Source organism: Nonomuraea sp. bgisy101, assembly GCF_057708945.1.
Window position 1 is genome coordinate 1 of record NZ_JBYITD010000036.1, and the last position, 16424, is coordinate 16424.

13 protein-coding genes are annotated in these 16424 nt (G+C 67.8%); 5 read left to right on the forward strand and 8 right to left on the reverse strand.

All coding sequences use genetic code 11. The features are described from left to right. Nucleotides 1-93: 93 nt before the first annotated feature. Both AC3EO4_RS44725 and AC3EO4_RS44730 read right to left on the reverse strand, forming a co-directional pair. Entirely contained in the window at nucleotides 94-1638 is a 1545-nt protein-coding gene (locus AC3EO4_RS44725; RefSeq protein ID WP_431901875.1) for an FAD-dependent oxidoreductase, read from the reverse strand. Between the two features lie 109 nt (nucleotides 1639-1747). Next, nucleotides 1748-2764, reverse strand: coding sequence for a glycoside hydrolase family 113 protein (locus AC3EO4_RS44730; RefSeq protein ID WP_431901877.1), 1017 nt, complete (start codon nucleotides 2762-2764; stop codon nucleotides 1748-1750). 97 nt (nucleotides 2765-2861) lie between these two features. On the opposite strand from AC3EO4_RS44730, the gene AC3EO4_RS44735 reads away from it, so the two are divergent. Next, nucleotides 2862-3515 (forward strand): TetR/AcrR family transcriptional regulator, encoded by a 654-nt coding sequence (locus AC3EO4_RS44735; RefSeq protein WP_431901878.1) that lies wholly within the window; start codon nucleotides 2862-2864, stop codon nucleotides 3513-3515. 221 nt (nucleotides 3516-3736) lie between these two features. Here the strand turns inward: AC3EO4_RS44735 and AC3EO4_RS44740 are convergent, their stop codons facing one another. Together AC3EO4_RS44740 and AC3EO4_RS44745 are read right to left on the reverse strand one after the other, a co-directional pair. Beyond that, entirely contained in the window at nucleotides 3737-3895 is a 159-nt protein-coding gene (locus tag AC3EO4_RS44740; protein ID WP_379578505.1) for a hypothetical protein, read from the reverse strand. Between the two features lie 596 nt (nucleotides 3896-4491). Next, entirely contained in the window at nucleotides 4492-5001 is a 510-nt protein-coding gene (locus tag AC3EO4_RS44745; protein ID WP_379578503.1) for a hypothetical protein, read from the reverse strand. A gap of 354 nt (nucleotides 5002-5355) precedes the next feature. Between AC3EO4_RS44745 and AC3EO4_RS44750 the strand changes: the two genes are divergently transcribed. Both AC3EO4_RS44750 and AC3EO4_RS44755 read left to right on the forward strand, forming a co-directional pair. Continuing rightward, entirely contained in the window at nucleotides 5356-6117 is a 762-nt protein-coding gene (locus AC3EO4_RS44750) for a DUF6193 family natural product biosynthesis protein (RefSeq protein WP_379578502.1), read from the forward strand. Between the two features lie 195 nt (nucleotides 6118-6312). Then, complete coding sequence (locus AC3EO4_RS44755; protein WP_431901880.1) at nucleotides 6313-6702, forward strand: hypothetical protein; 390 nt, start codon at nucleotides 6313-6315, stop codon at nucleotides 6700-6702. 106 nt (nucleotides 6703-6808) lie between these two features. Here AC3EO4_RS44755 and AC3EO4_RS44760 read toward each other — a convergent pair whose 3' ends face one another. The 4 genes from AC3EO4_RS44760 to AC3EO4_RS44775 all read right to left on the reverse strand — a co-directional run bounded on the left by AC3EO4_RS44760 (nucleotide 6809) and on the right by AC3EO4_RS44775 (nucleotide 8455). Next, nucleotides 6809-7219: a hypothetical protein gene (locus AC3EO4_RS44760; RefSeq protein WP_379578498.1), complete on the reverse strand. Its 411-nt coding sequence runs from the start codon at nucleotides 7217-7219 to the stop codon at nucleotides 6809-6811. 231 nt (nucleotides 7220-7450) lie between these two features. Beyond that, nucleotides 7451-7606, reverse strand: coding sequence for a hypothetical protein (locus AC3EO4_RS44765; RefSeq protein WP_379578496.1), 156 nt, complete (start codon nucleotides 7604-7606; stop codon nucleotides 7451-7453). Nucleotides 7607-8018: 412 nt separating this feature from the next. Beyond that, a complete protein-coding gene (locus AC3EO4_RS44770) occupies nucleotides 8019-8165 on the reverse strand; it encodes a hypothetical protein (RefSeq protein ID WP_379578494.1) in 147 nt (48 codons plus the stop codon). A gap of 17 nt (nucleotides 8166-8182) precedes the next feature. Further along, on the reverse strand, nucleotides 8183-8455 hold the full coding sequence (locus tag AC3EO4_RS44775) for a WD40 repeat domain-containing protein (RefSeq protein ID WP_379578492.1): 273 nt from the start codon (nucleotides 8453-8455) through the stop codon (nucleotides 8183-8185). A gap of 324 nt (nucleotides 8456-8779) precedes the next feature. Here AC3EO4_RS44775 and AC3EO4_RS44780 point away from each other — a divergent pair, with 324 nt between their 5' ends. Both AC3EO4_RS44780 and AC3EO4_RS44785 read left to right on the forward strand, forming a co-directional pair. Beyond that, the gene (locus AC3EO4_RS44780; RefSeq protein ID WP_431901884.1) at nucleotides 8780-11623 is read left to right on the forward strand and encodes a helix-turn-helix transcriptional regulator; all 2844 of its coding nucleotides are present in this window, start codon (nucleotides 8780-8782) and stop codon (nucleotides 11621-11623) included. A gap of 294 nt (nucleotides 11624-11917) precedes the next feature. Further along, on the forward strand, nucleotides 11918-15763 hold the full coding sequence (locus AC3EO4_RS44785) for a S8 family peptidase (RefSeq protein WP_431901887.1): 3846 nt from the start codon (nucleotides 11918-11920) through the stop codon (nucleotides 15761-15763). Nucleotides 15764-16424 lie beyond the last annotated feature (661 nt).

A 16424-nucleotide genomic window follows, 5' to 3' on the forward strand; every position in this document is an offset into this window, starting at 1 on the left:
CCGACCTGAGCTGAACGGAGCCGGCGGGCTGGTCCAGCGACTACGGGGCCTGCGGTCGGCCTGGGGCGCGGTGCCGGTGTTGCCTGTACCGCTTCAAATTCCGAACCACTGCTGCAAGGCTGCCCGGAGTGTTTCGATCTCCATGGGATCGGGCCGGGGTGATGCAGATGCCCAGGCCACATAGCAGTCCGGTCGAAGGAGCAGGGCGGTGGGCGCGGGGGTCTGGGAGCGCGCCGTGACGATATCGACCTGCTCGTGCCGTAGGGCAAGTGACTCCGCCAGTGATGCTTCTTCGGTCAGGTCGAGCAGCAGAGGGCGTGCGGTTCTGGTCAGCTCGGCCAGCCGGACCGGCCCGGTGGGGGTGTGCAGGTCCATGTCCGGGGCGAACCGGCCGGTCAGCGGGTGCGTCTCGCGTCCGCCCATGTCGTAGCGGACGTCGGCGCCCGCGGTGAGCTCGGCCAGGCGCTGCACGGTGTCCGGGTCGCGGAGCAGTTCGGTGAACACCTCGCGCAGTCCGGTGACATCGCTGCCGGGGGCGATCAGGGCCGCCTGTGCCTGCGCGTTCAGCACCATGCGCTGGGCGGCCGATCGCCGCTCTGTCTCGTAACTGTTCAGCAGCCCGGACGGGGCGCTTCCCCGGATCTCGGCGGCGAGTTTCCAGCCGAGATTGACCGCGTCCTGCAGGCCGAGATTGAGCCCTGGACCGCCCCCCGTGGCGGCGTACACGTGGGCGGCGTCACCGATCAGGAACACCCGGCCGTCGGCGAAGCGTTCGGCGACCCGGGTGTTACCGCCGGCCAGCCGACGCAGCGCGTGCGGTCCTTGGCCGTCGGGCGGACCAAGCGGCACGTCGACGTCGAGCACGCGGCGGATGCTCGCCCGCAACTCCTCCAGGCTCATCGGAGCGTCGGTCGTGGGCTGGTCCCACTCTGTGGTGCTGACCAGCGGCGGGTGGCCAGGCATCGGCGCGTAGGAGAACCCTCCACGCTCGGTGCGGTGGGGCATGAACGGCATGACGGCGCCGTAGCCGGGCACGTTCAGCGCACCGGTCGCAGGATCGACCCAGTCCGCCGGGACCGTCGCATGCGCTGAACGCACAGTCATCCGGTCGTAGGTGATGCCGGGGAATTTGATGCCGGAGAGCTTGCGCGTGGTGCTGTGAGCTCCATCTGCGCCGATGAGGTACCGGGCCCGCAATTGGTAGGCCTCGCCCGGGCTCGCGACGTCGATGGTCACCGCGTCGTCGTCCTGCGATAGGCCGACGACCTCGTGTCCTCGCCGGATTTCCACGCCAAGTTCGATGGCGCGCTCCTGCAGGACCTGCACTATGCGTCGCTGCGGCACCGGCAGGGCATAGACAGGGCTGTCCTGCAGCAGGCTCAGGTCTAGCCCCATCGCGCCGAACATGAAGTATCTGGAGTTCGGCTGCGGAGGTTGTGGGCTACCACTGAGACGTTCATGCAGCCCCCGGTGGTCGAGCATTTTCACGACTTGGCCGAGCAATCCGTTCGCTTTCGGTTCCTCTCTGGGCTCAATCAGCCGCTCCAGCACGACCGGCCGGGCTCCTGCCAGGCTCAGTTCGCAGGCCAGCATCAGCCCGTTCGGGCCACCGCCGGCGATGACGACATCTGTGATCACGTGTTCTCCTTGATTCGTACGGAAAGGGCATGACGGATGGAGCGCTGAAGCGCAGGGTCGTGGGCGGTGCCGGTCCGGCTCGCTTCGAGTTGCGGTCTTTGGGACGTGGTCAGCCGCGGTAGTACTCGGCGAGGGTGGTGAAGGCAGCCTTGGGTTCCCAAGGCATGTCGGGGTAGGTGGCTCCGAGCTGGTCCTCGTAGACTTTGACGATGCCGTAACTGGCCAGGTCCAGGTCGTCGCGAGGATCGCCGTCGGGCCGGTGCACATGGTCGTACAGCGCGAAGGTGAACACGAACGTGCTGTCGACGCCGCCAGCTTCGAATGCCTCAAGCAGCTCACGCACATACGCGGCCTGACCAGGCTCGTCCCGGGCATACTCACCGTTCAACCGGACAGGCCCATCCTTGTCGTACTCGACGATCTCCAAACCGCGAGCGCCCCGCTCGCCGGCACCCTGATAGCCGGCCGCGCCGAACTCGGTGATCGCGACCGGCATTCCCTGCGCGACCAGGCCGCGGACACCTTCGGCGAAACGGTCGGCGAATTCGGCCGACCGGTAGAGATCCATGGACACGATGTCGAAGAGTGCCCAGTCGACGCGCTCAAGCGGCACGGAGGCGTAGGTCACCTTGCCGCCGAAGCGCTCGCGGACCAGCGCCACGGCCGTGCCGAGGAATTCGTTGACACGTGCGCTGAGCTCGCCGATCTGCTCCCGCACGCGATCCGGCCGGCTCAGCAACGCGACCCGCTCGTCGGTGCTGTCACCGGGCAGGAACCCAGGATTCATCAGGCTCAACTCGGCACCAACGACGAACACCACCTCGGCTCCCCGCCGCCGCAGCCGCTCCGCGCGTTCGGCGCAGTCCGCGAACAGCGACAGCATCTCCTCGGCGGTCAGTTCGAGGGGGTAGGGGGAGAACCAGACCTCCACACCCAAATCGGCGGCGTGCGCCGCCGCCAGCTCAATCCGCTCCGGGTCACCGCCCATGACACGGACCGCGGTGCAGTGCAGGTCATCGCGGATGATGCGCAGCTCGCGCTCGACCACATCCGGGTCGAAGCGCTTCCGGGAGATCGCTCCGTTCTTGACGAAGCCGGTGTCATAGCTGATGCCCTTGGCCCTCATCGTTCTGGTCCTTCCTGATGGAGTGAGGACGCCAGGCTAGACAAAAAGAATGCGTGCACGCAAATTTGCGCGCACGCATCCAAGCTATGCTGAGACGGTGACGACGAGACGGACGGGGCTGCGCGAGCAGAAGAAGCAGGCCACCCGAGAGGCATTGCGTGCGGCGGCCCTGCGGCTGGCTCTTGAGCGTGGACCGGACAACGTGCGCGTCGATGACATCGCCGAGGCCGCCGGCGTCTCACCGAGGACGTACAACAACTACTTCTCCAGCCGCGAACAGGCGATCGTCGCCGCCGTCGCCGGCGAACGGGAAGCGCGAGTCGCGGCGGCGGTGGCCGACCGGCCCGCCGACGTCGGCCTCGCCGACGCCGTCATCGAGGCGATCGTGGATCAGTACACCGTCCCGGACGCATCCGGCCGGGACGCGCTGCTGCTGATCACCACCCGCCCCGCGCTGCGCGACGCATTCGTCGAAACCACCACCGCGATCGAATATCCCCTCACCGACGCGATCGCCGAACGTCTCGGCGATGGCGACCCGCACACCGCACGGGTGCTCGCGGCGAGCGTGGCCGCCGCAGTTCGCGTGGCGCTCGAGCAGTGGCTGCAAACCACTGCCTCGTCCTCCACAACCAGTGGGCTCGTCGTGCCGTCCGGCTCGCTACCAGACCTCCTTCGCACCACTCTCGCACCCCTCACACCCGCACTCGACGCCGCCGAGCAACGAGCACTCCGCCGCCGGCATCAGTGAACCCCCGCCTCAAGAAACGGCGCCCCGGCATCTGTCGCTGAATCGTCGCTGGCGCGTAGGAACCCGCCGAACACCACCAATCAGACCGCGCCCGCTCTCGTGCGACTACGACGCCTGGCACGTGACAGAGAACTCAAATGATCTGTCGCACTGGCCCTTCCAGAGCCTGTAGCGCGTCAGAACTTGCGCATACGTTCTGATCTGGGGTTTCTCTGGCCAAGCTACGCGGTTCTGCGGTGCTCGCTGATCGCTCCGCGGAGTATCCGGTCGGCGTTCGATCCGGCCTCCCATGGGCACCACAACCTGCTCATCTTGATCGGGTGGTCGTCGCCCACGCGCTCGGTGAGGACGATGCCCGTTGTAGTGATCGATGTACCCATCCAGGACAGCGCGCAGGTGCCTGTGGGTGCCAAGAACTCGCCCGCCTGCGACCGGCGCGCATTCGTGGATCAGCCCGCCGAGGCGGTCACGTCGAATGACCTTGATATCGTCCTCGACCGGGTCGGGAAGGGCTCGCAGCGGAGCGGCCTGGCCCAGGGAGCGAGGTGGGCGATGCTCATTGAAGTGGGTCTCGTAGATGGCCGGCACGCGTCGTAAGTGGCGGGCGTTGACGATAAGGATCCGATCGAGGAGTTTCTCGGCGCAGGCCCGCCGATCCAGCGCTCGGCGAACGCGTTGGCTCGCGGAGCCCGAGGTGGCGTCTTGAGGATGCGGATACCCTCGGCCGTGAAGAGCTCGTCGAACATCGTGGTGAACTTCGTATCCCGATCGCGGATGAGGAACCTGAACCCCTCCACCCTGTCCCCCAGCTCGATCATCAAGTTCCTGGCCTGCTGCGCAACCCACGACCCGGGTGGGATGCTCGGTGGCACCGAGGACGTGCACCCGGCGGGTCCTGATTTCCATGATGAGCAGGCAATACAGGCGCTTGAACAGCGCGGTGTCGCAGTGAGAGAAGTCGCTCGCCAAGATGCCCTCAGCTTGAGCGCGCAGGAACGCAGTCCAGGTTGGTCCCGCGCGTCGCGGCGCTGGGTCGATGCCGGCCTTCTTGAAGATGAGCCACACCGTTGAGGCCCCGACCCGGTTGTCCAGAGCGGCGAGTTCCCCGGCAATCCGCCGGTACCCCACCGCGGATTCTCCCGGGCCAGACGAAGTACCAAGGCCTAGACGGAGGCGCGGGGGGCCGGCCCTGGCTGCGGCGCTTGAATGTCCAGCGCCGCGGCACCAGATCGGCGTGCCAGCGCAGCAGCGTGCCCGGCGTCACGAACAACCACCGACGATCTTCCGAAGACAGCAGACGCGCCAACACGCTGATCACCGCCCGATCCGCCCATGACGGCTGGGGCCTTGCCACCTGCCGACGCAACACCGCGAGCTGATGACGCAAGACCAGAATCTCCGCGTCCTTCGACTGCTGTGAGCGAGCCAGCAGCACCACCCACTCCGCGAGCCGGACGAAGATCAGATACAGCAACCGCAGCGCCATGGACAGCGATCATGCCTGCCAGACCGAGAACGCCAAACCCCAGGTCAGCCCCAACGGCCGAGTTTCGGGCACCCACAGGCTCTGGAAGCACTCTAGGAAGATTCTCCCCGTCGTCGTGTCGACCTGTGCCGACGCGTGCCGTGTGGTACCGCGTACACGCGCGCAATCACCGAGCAACCACGCGTTCCTGACCATCGGCATTATGCACGTCGGCCGGGCCCACACTCCGCCAGATCAAGGCTCCCGCAACCGCGACGCTCCTACCCATCATCCACGTCCGGCAGGGTCCCCCCTGAACGCGCGGACACGCCCTGACCGGTTCAACATCAGCATCGCTGCGGCACAGTTGAAGCCGTGACACGACAGCCGCGAGAGAACTACGTCCGCCTCTATCCAGAGATCAGCCTGGCGGGGAGTCTCCAGGCCGCGATGCAGACCGTGCTCAATCACGCAGGCTATGAGCTGACAGCGCTGCCCGCCAGCGCGCCCGGATGGTGGGACTGCGCAACACGAGTCGGTGATCGTCACCGGCATGTGAACGCCAACGCGGCCAGCCAGGAACGCTGGTTCCTGATGGAGTTCTGGGACCGAGGCGTCATGATGGCCAAGGCCCAGACCGGCGACCTGTCCGTGGCGGCTGACGCCATCGGCCTCTGGCAGGCGGGCTCGCGTCTGCATGAGTTGAAGGCCGCATGCCCGTTCGTCGAGTACAGTCCGCTCGCCGAAGCCCACGAACGCGGCGCCGCGGTCGAAGCCCAATGGGCGATCTACCGCACCACCTCAGCCCGGCACGTCGATCACGATCTGATCGAAGCCGCCTACACCCACCCCCGGCTGCGAACACTGTTCCCCATCCACAGCCACCGGTCGCTGAACTTCAGCCGCTGCACCGGATTCCCCTACACCTACGACATTCCCATGATCGATCACCGACCTAACGGAACATACCGCGTCGTGTGGTGGCACGATCGCTCGCCTGACGGACCCGCCATCGAAGAAGCCGACAACGCCCACGACGCCGTCGCCGTGGTCATCGCCCACCTCCCGGACGGCTGCGGGCCAGCCGTCGCTGGCACCGCCAGTGACCTTGACAGCCCGACCGCAGATTCCACATAAAGGGCAGAAGGTCGCCGGGCAGGCCGTGCCCGAGCTTGGTCGGCCCGACGGCGCCAAGCTTGCTGCGGGGAGGACCGATTCGCCGCCCGTTCCCCTTCGCGAGAGAAGGCCACCAGCCGAGCGCAGCAAAGTCGTGCAACTCGGTGTGGCAGGTCAGCTACGGTCGCTTCGGAGGTGCACGTGTCCTGGCCATCTGTGATCATTCTTGCCTCCAAGGCAGAGTGCTCGTCGCTTGAGGGGCGGATCCGTTCCTTCGAACTCGTGCCAGACCCTGCGACGGGCGACGAGAGACTGCACTGGCAGGGGTACTCGTATTACATCGACCTCTCAGGTGGGATCCTGGCCGACTTCGGGCCTGAGGAACTGGAGCAGATCGCGGCCCGGATCGGCGAACCGTATGGGGTCTATGTGTCGTGCCAGTCCATGGACGCTGCCCGGGTCTTCCTAGGGCAGGTTCTTCCTGGCCTCGACGGGCTCGTTGACACCAACCACAACGACATCCTCCCGGCCAGCGAGTTCCTTGCATTGCTGGCTCGCCATCCGCGATGGGACTGGCGGCGCATACCGAGCGCGGACCTCCAGTAGAGCGGCTCTCTACGCACTGTGGTTTTGTCCCGCGCAGGTCCCGATGAGGATGACGGCGAGGTGAAGCGCGGCCCGATACTCCAAACGTCATCGTCCGGAATGTGGCTCACTTGTCATCAGTTGCACCGAGCAAGGTCTCCTCCAATGCGGCCAGTTCGGCAGGGTTGACTGTAGGTGGCGTCCCTCCGAAGCTCTGGACACGTTCGACGAACCGATCGTCCAACCGCACGTGGTACTGCGCGACGTAATAGGCCAGGTCGGTGTACCAGAACCACTGGCCATCGGTCAGGAGCGCCAGGTGGGCGACGGGCTCTTCTGAACTGCTCAGAACGTCGGGCACCGATGATGCGGTAACCGCGAGCACAGTGCCCGCACGCAGATACCTCACCAGGAGGCCCTCATTCTCATCACCCTGATCGCGCACTGCCAAACGCAGTGAGGGCCCGTCCAGGCGCCCATGGCGCAATTCCCGGAATTTGCCCAAAAAACGATCCGCGTACTGCCTATGCCCACCCATCGGAGCAGAGTAACGCGCGCTGACCACCCCAGAATTTCTGCCGGTCCAGGGCGTTCCACTAGCCCGTAGGAGCTTGCGACGTGACGGCGGACCAGAGTCACCGGCATGCAGCTTTCGCTCATGGATATGATCGCTGACATCAAAGCGCTCGGCCTCGCGGGCGCGGGGCCGAGGTGTTTACCGCTGGCGGCGCCGATGTCACCGTCGATGGTTCGAGCCCTCTTAGAGCTGCTAACTGCGGTACTTCGCCCAGCGGCCCAGCAGTACCGAGCCCACGTCGATGCCGCCCAGCAGTGCGGCGCCAGCCTCCGCGGCCTTGTGCACCAGCTCACCGGGCGGCGCCTGGATCTGCCGAGTGATCTCGTCGAGTACCCGGTGGGCGTCCACGGCCTGCGACAGCTCCTGGGCCGCTCGTCTCGGATCGGTTTTCGAGCGGGACAGCCTTAAAAGGTCGAGCAGGCGGGTGTTGCGTAAATACCGTTCTGATGCATCTCAGGGGCACAGCTTGCGGTATTCGGGGCCGGCCGGGATGTAGAGGGCCCATTCGGCGAGGGTGAGGGATCGTCCCACTTGGCGGCACAGAGCGGAGAGCACGTCGTCTGGGTGGCCGACGTCCCAGAGCCGTACGCTTCCGTCGGCGTTGCCGATGGCGAGGGTTCGTACCGGTGAGCGAGAACGCGACCGCCTCGATCCCGGAGGTCTGGCTGGTGAGGGGCGTGCCGGTCTGGCGGCGGGTGCTGACCTCCCAGAACCGGACGACGCCATCGCTGCTGCCGGTGGCAAGGGTCTTGCCGTCGGGTCAGAAGGCCAGGCCTTGCGCGTCCCCGGCATGGATGCCCGGCTCGCCTATCCGGCGGTGTGTGGCGGTGTCCCAGAGCCGCACGGACTGGTCGGCGCCGGCGCTGGCCAGGGTGCCGCCGTCGGGCGCGAAGGCCACGGAGTTCACCTCACCGGTGTGGCCGGTCAACATGCCGATCTGGCGGTGGGTGCCAGGTCCCACAGCTTCACCGCTCCGAAGGCGTCGGTGCTGACCAGCGTTCTGCCGTCCGGGGAGAACACGACCGCTTCGACCCAGCCGGTGTGGCCGAAGACGGCGATCTGGCGATGGGTGGAGACATCCCACAGCCGTACGGTGTCATCGGCCGAGCCGCCGGCGAGCCAGTGGCCGTCCGGAGAGAACGCGAGCACCTGCGGCAGTTCCTCGATGAAGTCTCCCTGCTGACGGTCGGTCTGCACATCCCACAACCGCAGGTAGTTAGGGCCGGTGGTGGCGACCGTGCGCCGGTCCGGACTGAACGCGGCGAAGATGGGTCCCAGAGCCGGATGCCACGGTCCTGGCCGCCGGTGAGCAGAATGCGCCCGTCCGGGGAGAACGCCGTGCCGGGGAAGTCGCGCACGAGCATGCCAGGGCGCCAGCGCATCGGTAGCCCATTTTTATCTGAAATTCACCTGAAATGATCACAAAGCGGGTTTTGTAGGAGTGTGAGGATCACACCGCCGCATGACTCGTCGGATCGTCCGCCTGTGAGGGCGGCGCGGAGCACTGCCGGGAAGCGAGTCGTGTCGCCCACGCTGGTCGGGCGCGTTGAGGAACTGGCGACGCTGGTGGCGGCGGTGACGGGTCCACCGGCGGTGGTGTCGGTCGAGGGCGAGGCGGGGGTCGGCAAGACCAGGCTGGTGTCGGAGCTGCTCAGCCGGCCCGAGGTCGCCGGCCACCGGGTGCTGCTGGGCCGATGCCACCAGTTCCGCGAGTCGTTTCCGCTGGGCCCGGTGATCGAGGCGGTGCGCGGCATCGGGGACGAGCTGCGGGGGCTGCGTCTCAGCGGGGTGGCCGGGGCGTTGCGGCCGTTGTTGCCGGAGCTGGCGGAGGTGCTGCCGGCCGCACCCGATCCACTGGACGATCGGATGGCCGAGCGTCACCGGATTTTCCGGGGCTTGGCGGATGTGCTGGTGACGGCTTCGCCGGCGGTGCTGGTTCTGGAGGACCTGCACTGGGCGGAGGAGCAGACCACCGATTTCGTGGCCTACCTGCTGGGCGATCCGCCGCCTGGGCTGACGGTGGTGCTCACCTATCGGGGTGAGGAGGTCAGCGCGGCGGTGCGGGCCTCGACGGTCAGGCTGCCACCTGGTACGAGTAGAGCCCATCTTGTGCTGGCACCGTTGGACCAGGGCGAGACCGGCGCTCTGGCGACCGCGATCCTGGACACCGACCAGATGTCGGAGGAGTTCGCCTGCTATCTGTGGGAGCGCACCGCCGGTTTGCCGTTCGCGGTGGAGGAAGTGCTGGCTCTGGTGCGTGAGCGCGGTTCGCTGGTACGCCGCAGTGACCGCTGGACCCGCAGGGTGCTGGAGGAGCTCGAGGTTCCCCGGGGGGTCAGGGACTCGACGCTGGAACGGATCGCCCGGCTGCCGACCGGTGCTCAGCGGCTGGCCGAGGCCGCAGCTGTGCTGCAGACCCCCGTTGCGCTACCGGTTCTGCGGTCCGTCGCCGAGGACGCGGGTGGAATCGAGGGACTGGAGGAGGCAGTCGGCTCGGGCCTGCTGATCGAGGACGGCGAAGCGTTCGGGTTCCGCCACGCGCTGGCGGCCCAGGCGGTCTACGAAACCCTGAGCAGTCCCCGCCGGCGCGAGCTGCACGGCCGGGCGGCCGAGGCGTTGCGGGCCCTCGACCCCGTTCTTCTCGGTCAGGTGGCTCATCACCTCAGGCAGGCGGGCCGCCTCGACGAGTGGGCCGCGGCCGCGGAACAGGCGGCCGGGCAGGCCATCGCGCTGGGGCACGAGGACGAGGCCGTCCGCCTGCTCGCCGAGGTCGTACGACATGCGCCGATGACGGGCGAGCTGCGCGGTCGGGTCGCGGTCAAGCTCGGGTGGGCCGCACTGGACACGCTGCATGCGCGGGAGGTCATCGCGCTGCTGGACCACCTTCTGGACGATGACCTGGCCGGGCCGGTGCGCGGAGAGTTGCGGTTCCTGGTGGCCGTCGCCTTGGGCCAGGCGGGCCAGGACCCGGCCCGGCAGCGGGAGCTGTTCATGGCCGCGATCAGTGATCTCCAGGACCGTCCGGATCTGCGGGCGTGGGCGCTGATGGGCCTGGGCGTCACGCCTCGTCCGGGCGGCCCGATCTCAGAGTGTGTGCAGTGGCTGAACCAGGCACTGGAACTGGTTGACGAGGTCGACGACCGGCTTCTTGAGGTGTTCGTGCTGGGCAAGGCCGGTTCTGTCTTCCTGGACATCGGGGACCCGTCGTGGCGTGGTGTGGCCGATCGTATGCTGAAGATCACCGGCGGCTCCCCTCAGCAGCGTCGCGAGGCTAACGCCCATTATTCGGTCGGTATCTCCGCCTGTTACGCGGGCCACTTCGACATGGCGGAGTCGATGCTCACCAGTGGACTCCGCGCTTCGGCCGTGCAGCAGAACCGGCGGCTCGAGGTCATGCTCCGCAGCGGACTCGCGCTGCTGCGGTATTGCCGCGGTAGCTGGAACGGATTGCGCGGCGAGGTCGACGACCTCCTCGCCGACGTGGCCCATTACGCGACGAGTCGCATGGACATCGAGCTGGTCGGCGGTGGCCTCGACCTGGCGTACGGCGCGGTCGACGACGCACATGAGCGGCTGCGGCGGGTCACCGAGCTGGCAGTGGAGATCGGGGCGTACGAGGTCGTGCCGGTGGCGGTCGGCGGGTGGGCACGCGCCACGCTGGCGCGAGGTGACAGACAGGGTGCGCTCCACTGCGTCGGGGTTCTGCTGGACGCGCTCGACGTGCAGGGTCTTTGGCCATCGGTCGGCTGGGCGCTGCCGTCGGCCGTCGAGGTATGGGCGGCGGCCGACGAGTACGAGGAGGCGCGACGCTTCACCTATCGCGTGGAGCGAGAGCTGCGTGATCTGGATGCCCCGCTCGCCTCCGCTGCCTTGTGTTACGCCCGGGGTGTGCTGGACGGCCGCGCGGACGAGTTCGTGGCGGCGGCCGAGGAGTACACCAAGGTGTCCGCACCGTACGAAGCGGCGAGGGCGAACGAGCGGGCGGCCGGCCTGCTGCTTGCCGACGGGGACGGGCGGGGAGGCTCGATGCTGCGGGACGCCGTGGCCGCCTACGAGCGGCTCGGCGCGAGGTGGGACCACGACCGTGCCGCCGGTGTCGCTCGGTGGCACGGTGTCGCGCTCCCGGCCCGCCATCGCGGTGGGCGTCAGGGCTACGGCGCGGGGTTGTCTCCCCGCGAGCGTCAAGTGGCGGAGCTGGCCACCGCCGGGCGGACCAACAAGGAAATCGCGCAAGCGCTGTTCGTCTCGACCAAGACAGTGGAGAAGCACCTAGCTGCGGTGATGCGCAAGCTCCAAGCCCGCTCGCGCACGGAGCTGGTGCATCTGCTGGGGCGCGCGGCGGGCAAAGATGGAGGGTTTCCCTAATAGCTAGCGGTTCACTCACTCCCCGAGCCTGTCGGTGTGGAAGAGACCAAACCATCGGCAGTCAGCCCATCAGCGCCGGACGAGGAGATCGGATCGACCGACCGCGACCCGACCGAGCAGCGTCCGTCAGTGGAACCGGAGGCCGCGACACCACCCGAACCCATCGAACCGGACGAGGACGGGTGGGTGCCGTTGTGAGCTGCCTCATTAGCCGGCTCCGAGGACCGATCTTCAGCCGGCTCTGAGGACCGGTCTCCCTCCGCAAGGTCAGGCAAAGTTCCGAAAGGGTCCCCCATGCGTTTCTTCCGTTCGAGCGCGTCCGCGCTGTTAGCGGGCGCGTTGATGGCCACGGCGGCCGGGCCCGCCGTGGCCGCTGCGCCCCCCACCTCTGCGCCTCAACCATCCCCCAGCACCTCTGCTTCCATCGGCACCAAGGCCGCCGCCAAACCATCGGAGGAGAAGTACTTCACGCTGCTGACCGGTGATGTGGTCCGGCTACGGACCGCGGCCGACGGCAGCGCGATCGGTGACGTCGTCCACGATGTCGCCCCCGTGGGCGACATCACCTTCCAGCAGAGGTCAGGAGGTCTCTTCGCGCTTACCGGCGACGTGGTCCGCCAGATCGCCGCGGGCAAGCTGGACCACGAGCTGTTCAACCTGACCAAGCTCGCCGAATACGGCTACGACGACGCGCACACCAAGCAGCTGCCGGTCATCGCCATCTACAAGAACACGCAGGCTCGGGCGGCGGTGCCGGCCGCGCCGAAGGGCACGTCACGCAAGCGGACGCTGGCCAGCGTCAAGGGCCAGGCGCTGGCAGTCGACAAGAGCAAGACGATCGACGCGTGGGCGGCGCTCAGGGGCGGAGACACGCAGAAGGTCTGGCTGGACGGCCGGGCGAAGGCGTCACTGGACGTGAGCGTGCCCGCGGTCGGCGCGCCGGCCGCCTGGTCGGCGGGACTGACCGGTAGGGGCGTGAAGATCGGTGTGGTGGACACCGGCATCGACCAGAATCACCCGGACTTCGCCGGCCGGATCGCCGCATCGCAAAGCTTCGTGCCCGGCATCTCCTCCGCGACGGACGACAACGGGCACGGCACGCACGTCGCGTCGATCGCGGCCGGGTCCGGCGCGGCGTCCGACGGCAAGCACCGGGGCGTCGCACCGGATGCCGAGCTGGTAGTCGCCAAGGCACTCGACGCCGATGGAACCGGTGCCAATTCCGACATCATCGCCGGGATGGAATGGGCGGCCGGCCAGGGTGCCAAAGTGATCAACATGAGCCTGGGCGGCCTTCCGAGCGACGGAACCGATCCGCTGTCGCAGGCGGTCAACCGGATCTCGGAGACCACCGGCGCCTTGTTCGTCGTCTCGGCGGGCAACGACGGCGCCGCCGAGTCGCCGTACTGGGTCGGCAGCCCGGGGAGCGCGGACCAGGCGCTGACCGTGGGAAGCGTGAACAAGACCGCCCCCTACGAGCGCAGCTACTTCTCCAGCTGGGGCCCGCGGCTGGGCGACAACGCGGTGAAGCCGGAGATCACCGCGCCGGGAGCGAACATCGCCGCCGCCAGGGCGGCCGGCTCGAAGCTCGGAGGCGACGTCGGCAACAACAAGTACCAGTCGCTGTCGGGCACCTCGATGGCCGCGCCGCACGTGGCCGGCGGCGCCGCGCTGCTGGCGCAGCAGCACCCGGGCTGGAGCCGCGGCCAGATCCGCGACGCGCTGGTCAGCACGGCCAACCCGGGAGAGGAAGGCGAGGTGACCCGGGAGGGCGCCGGCATGATGGACCTGGCTCAGGCCGTGGCCGGTGGCCTGACCGCGACCGGCACCCTGAACCTAGGCATGATCAAGCCTCCCTACGAGACGGCTACCGGGACGGTGACCCTGCGGAACACCGGTGCCGAGGCGGTGCAAGCCACCCTGGGCGTCACGCTGTCCAAGATGGATGCCAAGGTGGTCAAGGCCACCCCGTTCGCGCCCGGCGACGCGGTCACGGTGGCCCCGTCGCAGGTGGACGTGCCGGCCGGAGGCACCGCCACGGTGACGGTCACGGTCAACCCGGGAGCTCTGGAGCTCGGGGCGTACTACGGCTTCCTCGAGGCCCGACACGGTGACGGGGTGGTACGGACCACGCTGGGCTGGACCAAGGACGTCGAGCGGGTCCAGCTGAAGGTCCGCGGCATCGACCGCACCGGCGCCCCGGCCCACACCACGTGCTGCTCGCTGCTGAGCCTGATGGACCTGGAGACCGGCCAGGATTGGCTCGGCCTGTACGACCACGGAACGGCGTACTTCATCGGGCTCGGCTACGACCCGATGGTGGCGCGCGGCCGCCGGTACGCACTGATGACCAACATTTCGGATTGGACCGCCAAGGAGCCGTACTCCAAACTGTCAGAGACCATCGCCGGTGAGCCGGAGCTGGTCATGGACGGACCTCGGGAGCTGATCTTCGACGCGCGGAAGGCCCAGCGCGTGAAATACCCCACCCGTCAGCCGACGGAGGCGGTCGACCGGATGAGCGTGGGCTGGGACCGGCGTGTCGGAACGCCCGGCTACGACCTCGGCGTGATCGGACAGAGGTTCCACGGCAACGTCAGCCCGGCCGAGGTCTATGTGCTGCCCGGCACGACCACGGCCACCACCGGCACCTTCACGATGGGATTCGGCACGATGCTGGTCGCTCCCGCTCTGACCATGAAGATCACCGGCCCGCGGGCACAAGAACTGCATCCCGTCTACCCGTTGGAGTACTCCAACGCCTGCTACGCCGTCCTGCGATGCACGGCCACGTTCCGGTCACCCGGGTCGTATCAGGTGGTGGACGCGGGCAAGGGCAGCCCGGCAGAGCTGGCCGCGGCCGGCGTCCGAGGCAAGGTGGCGCTGGTCGACGAGACCCTCGCCATCGATGAATGGGGTGCACCGACGCCGCTCGACCAGGTGGCGGCCGACGCCGCGGCGGCGGGCGCCACCGGTGTGTTGGTCACCGTGGCCGACGCCGGGCCGGCCCGCCGCGCCGTGGAGAAGCCGACCACGGTGCCGGTAGCGGTGCTCACCCACGAGGACGGTAAGCGGCTGGGCGCGCTTGCCGCCAAGGAACGGACCACCGTGGAGACCGGCGGTGACCCGGTCTCTCCTTTCCTGTACGACCTGTCCTACATCGTCAAGGACAAGATGCCGACGGACACCGTCTTCGAGACGGGGCCGAGGGATCTGGCCACCATCACGGCTCGGTACCGTGCGGACACACCCGGCACGCTGTACCACGTCAACGGCATCGCTCCCAACCATCTGATGAAGGAAGACACCAAGGTCGTCGCTCCGTTCACCCGCACCGAGTACGCCTCGCCGGGCGTGCGCTGGCAGTTCGTCAGCCAGACCAACGGGCTCCGCGAGGAGAGCTCGCGCGAGTACGCGGCCGGTGCCACTGTCACCGAGGACTACTTCTCCGCGCCGATCGCGCCCGGGCCCACGGGCCCCGGGCCGAACCTGACCGCACAGGCGTACGCGCAATGGGGGTATGGCTATATCTCGTTCAATCTGTTCCCGCTCCGGATCGGCAACGGGTATCACCACCTGCCTGAGTGGCCGCAATCGAACATCCGGTACCTGAAGGACGGCAACGTGCTCTGCGAGACGGCGTACATCAGCAGCTGCACCCTGCAATCGCCGACGCCCGGCCGGTATCGGATAGAGCTCGACACGACGCAGTCGATCAGGCCGCTGTCCACGTCAAGCCGTACGGCTTGGGAGTTCGCCGCCCGGCTCGACGGTCAGGAGCCGGCCGGGAACGAGTTCGGCGAGATCCTGCCCATGGTCGACGTACGCTACGACGTGGCACTAGACCCGTACAACACGGTCCGGGCCGGATCGGATTACTCGATCAAGCTGCTCCCCGGCTACCAGCCCGGATACAGCGGATCGGACAAGTTCACCGTGCACGCCTGGGTCAGCGGTGACGACGGGGCCACGTGGACCGACCTGGGCAGCCGCAAGGTCAGCGGCGGCAAGACGGCCGCCTACGAGGCCAACGCGCCAAGCAACAGCGAGTTCGTGACCCTGCGTGTGCAGGCCACCGACTCCGCCGGTAACTCGATCGACCAGACCATCACCAGGGCCTGGAAGGTCGAGCAGGGGTAGGAGGGCCGCGGCATCGGCGCCATTCGCAGGACCACTCCGCGAATGGCGCCGTTCGTGCGCGGGGCGGTTCGTGCTGGTCGAGCGGCAGAGCATCTCCAGCCCGGCAGCCGGTCGGACGCCTTCGAGCAGGGCTGCCCTTCAACAGCCGCACACAACAAGCCCGACACGCCAGCGCGGCCGAAGACGGCAACGAGCCCGAGGACATTTCGATGCAGTTGCGGTGTCCTGGGACCGCGATGCCTACCTCGCGGCGGCCGCGATCAGACTGACAGGCGGCCGTCGAGGCGGCGGGCGGCGATCGCCTCGACCAGACCGCGGTGAGCGTCGTAGATCACAAGCTGAACAAGTACGAGGTCGGCAAGGCGTGAACGGGGTACATGGAGCGCTCCAAGCGGAGACTGGCCGGTCAAGAAGCCAGGAGGTCGAAGTGGACACGATGAACAGGGCGAGAGCGATCCAGCGGGCCGGGCACGCGGGCCGGTGACGGTCCAGCAGCCATCCGAGGCCTCGGCTGAGCGGTACGCAGAGACCGAAGATGAAGATCAGCCACGGTAGAAGCAGGAGTCCGACGGCGATGGTGGCGATCAGGACCACTGGGGTCAGGAAGAGCGCCAGGTTCAGCTCGGTGCGTGATTTGCTGCGTGTCTTAGTGCCCGTGAAC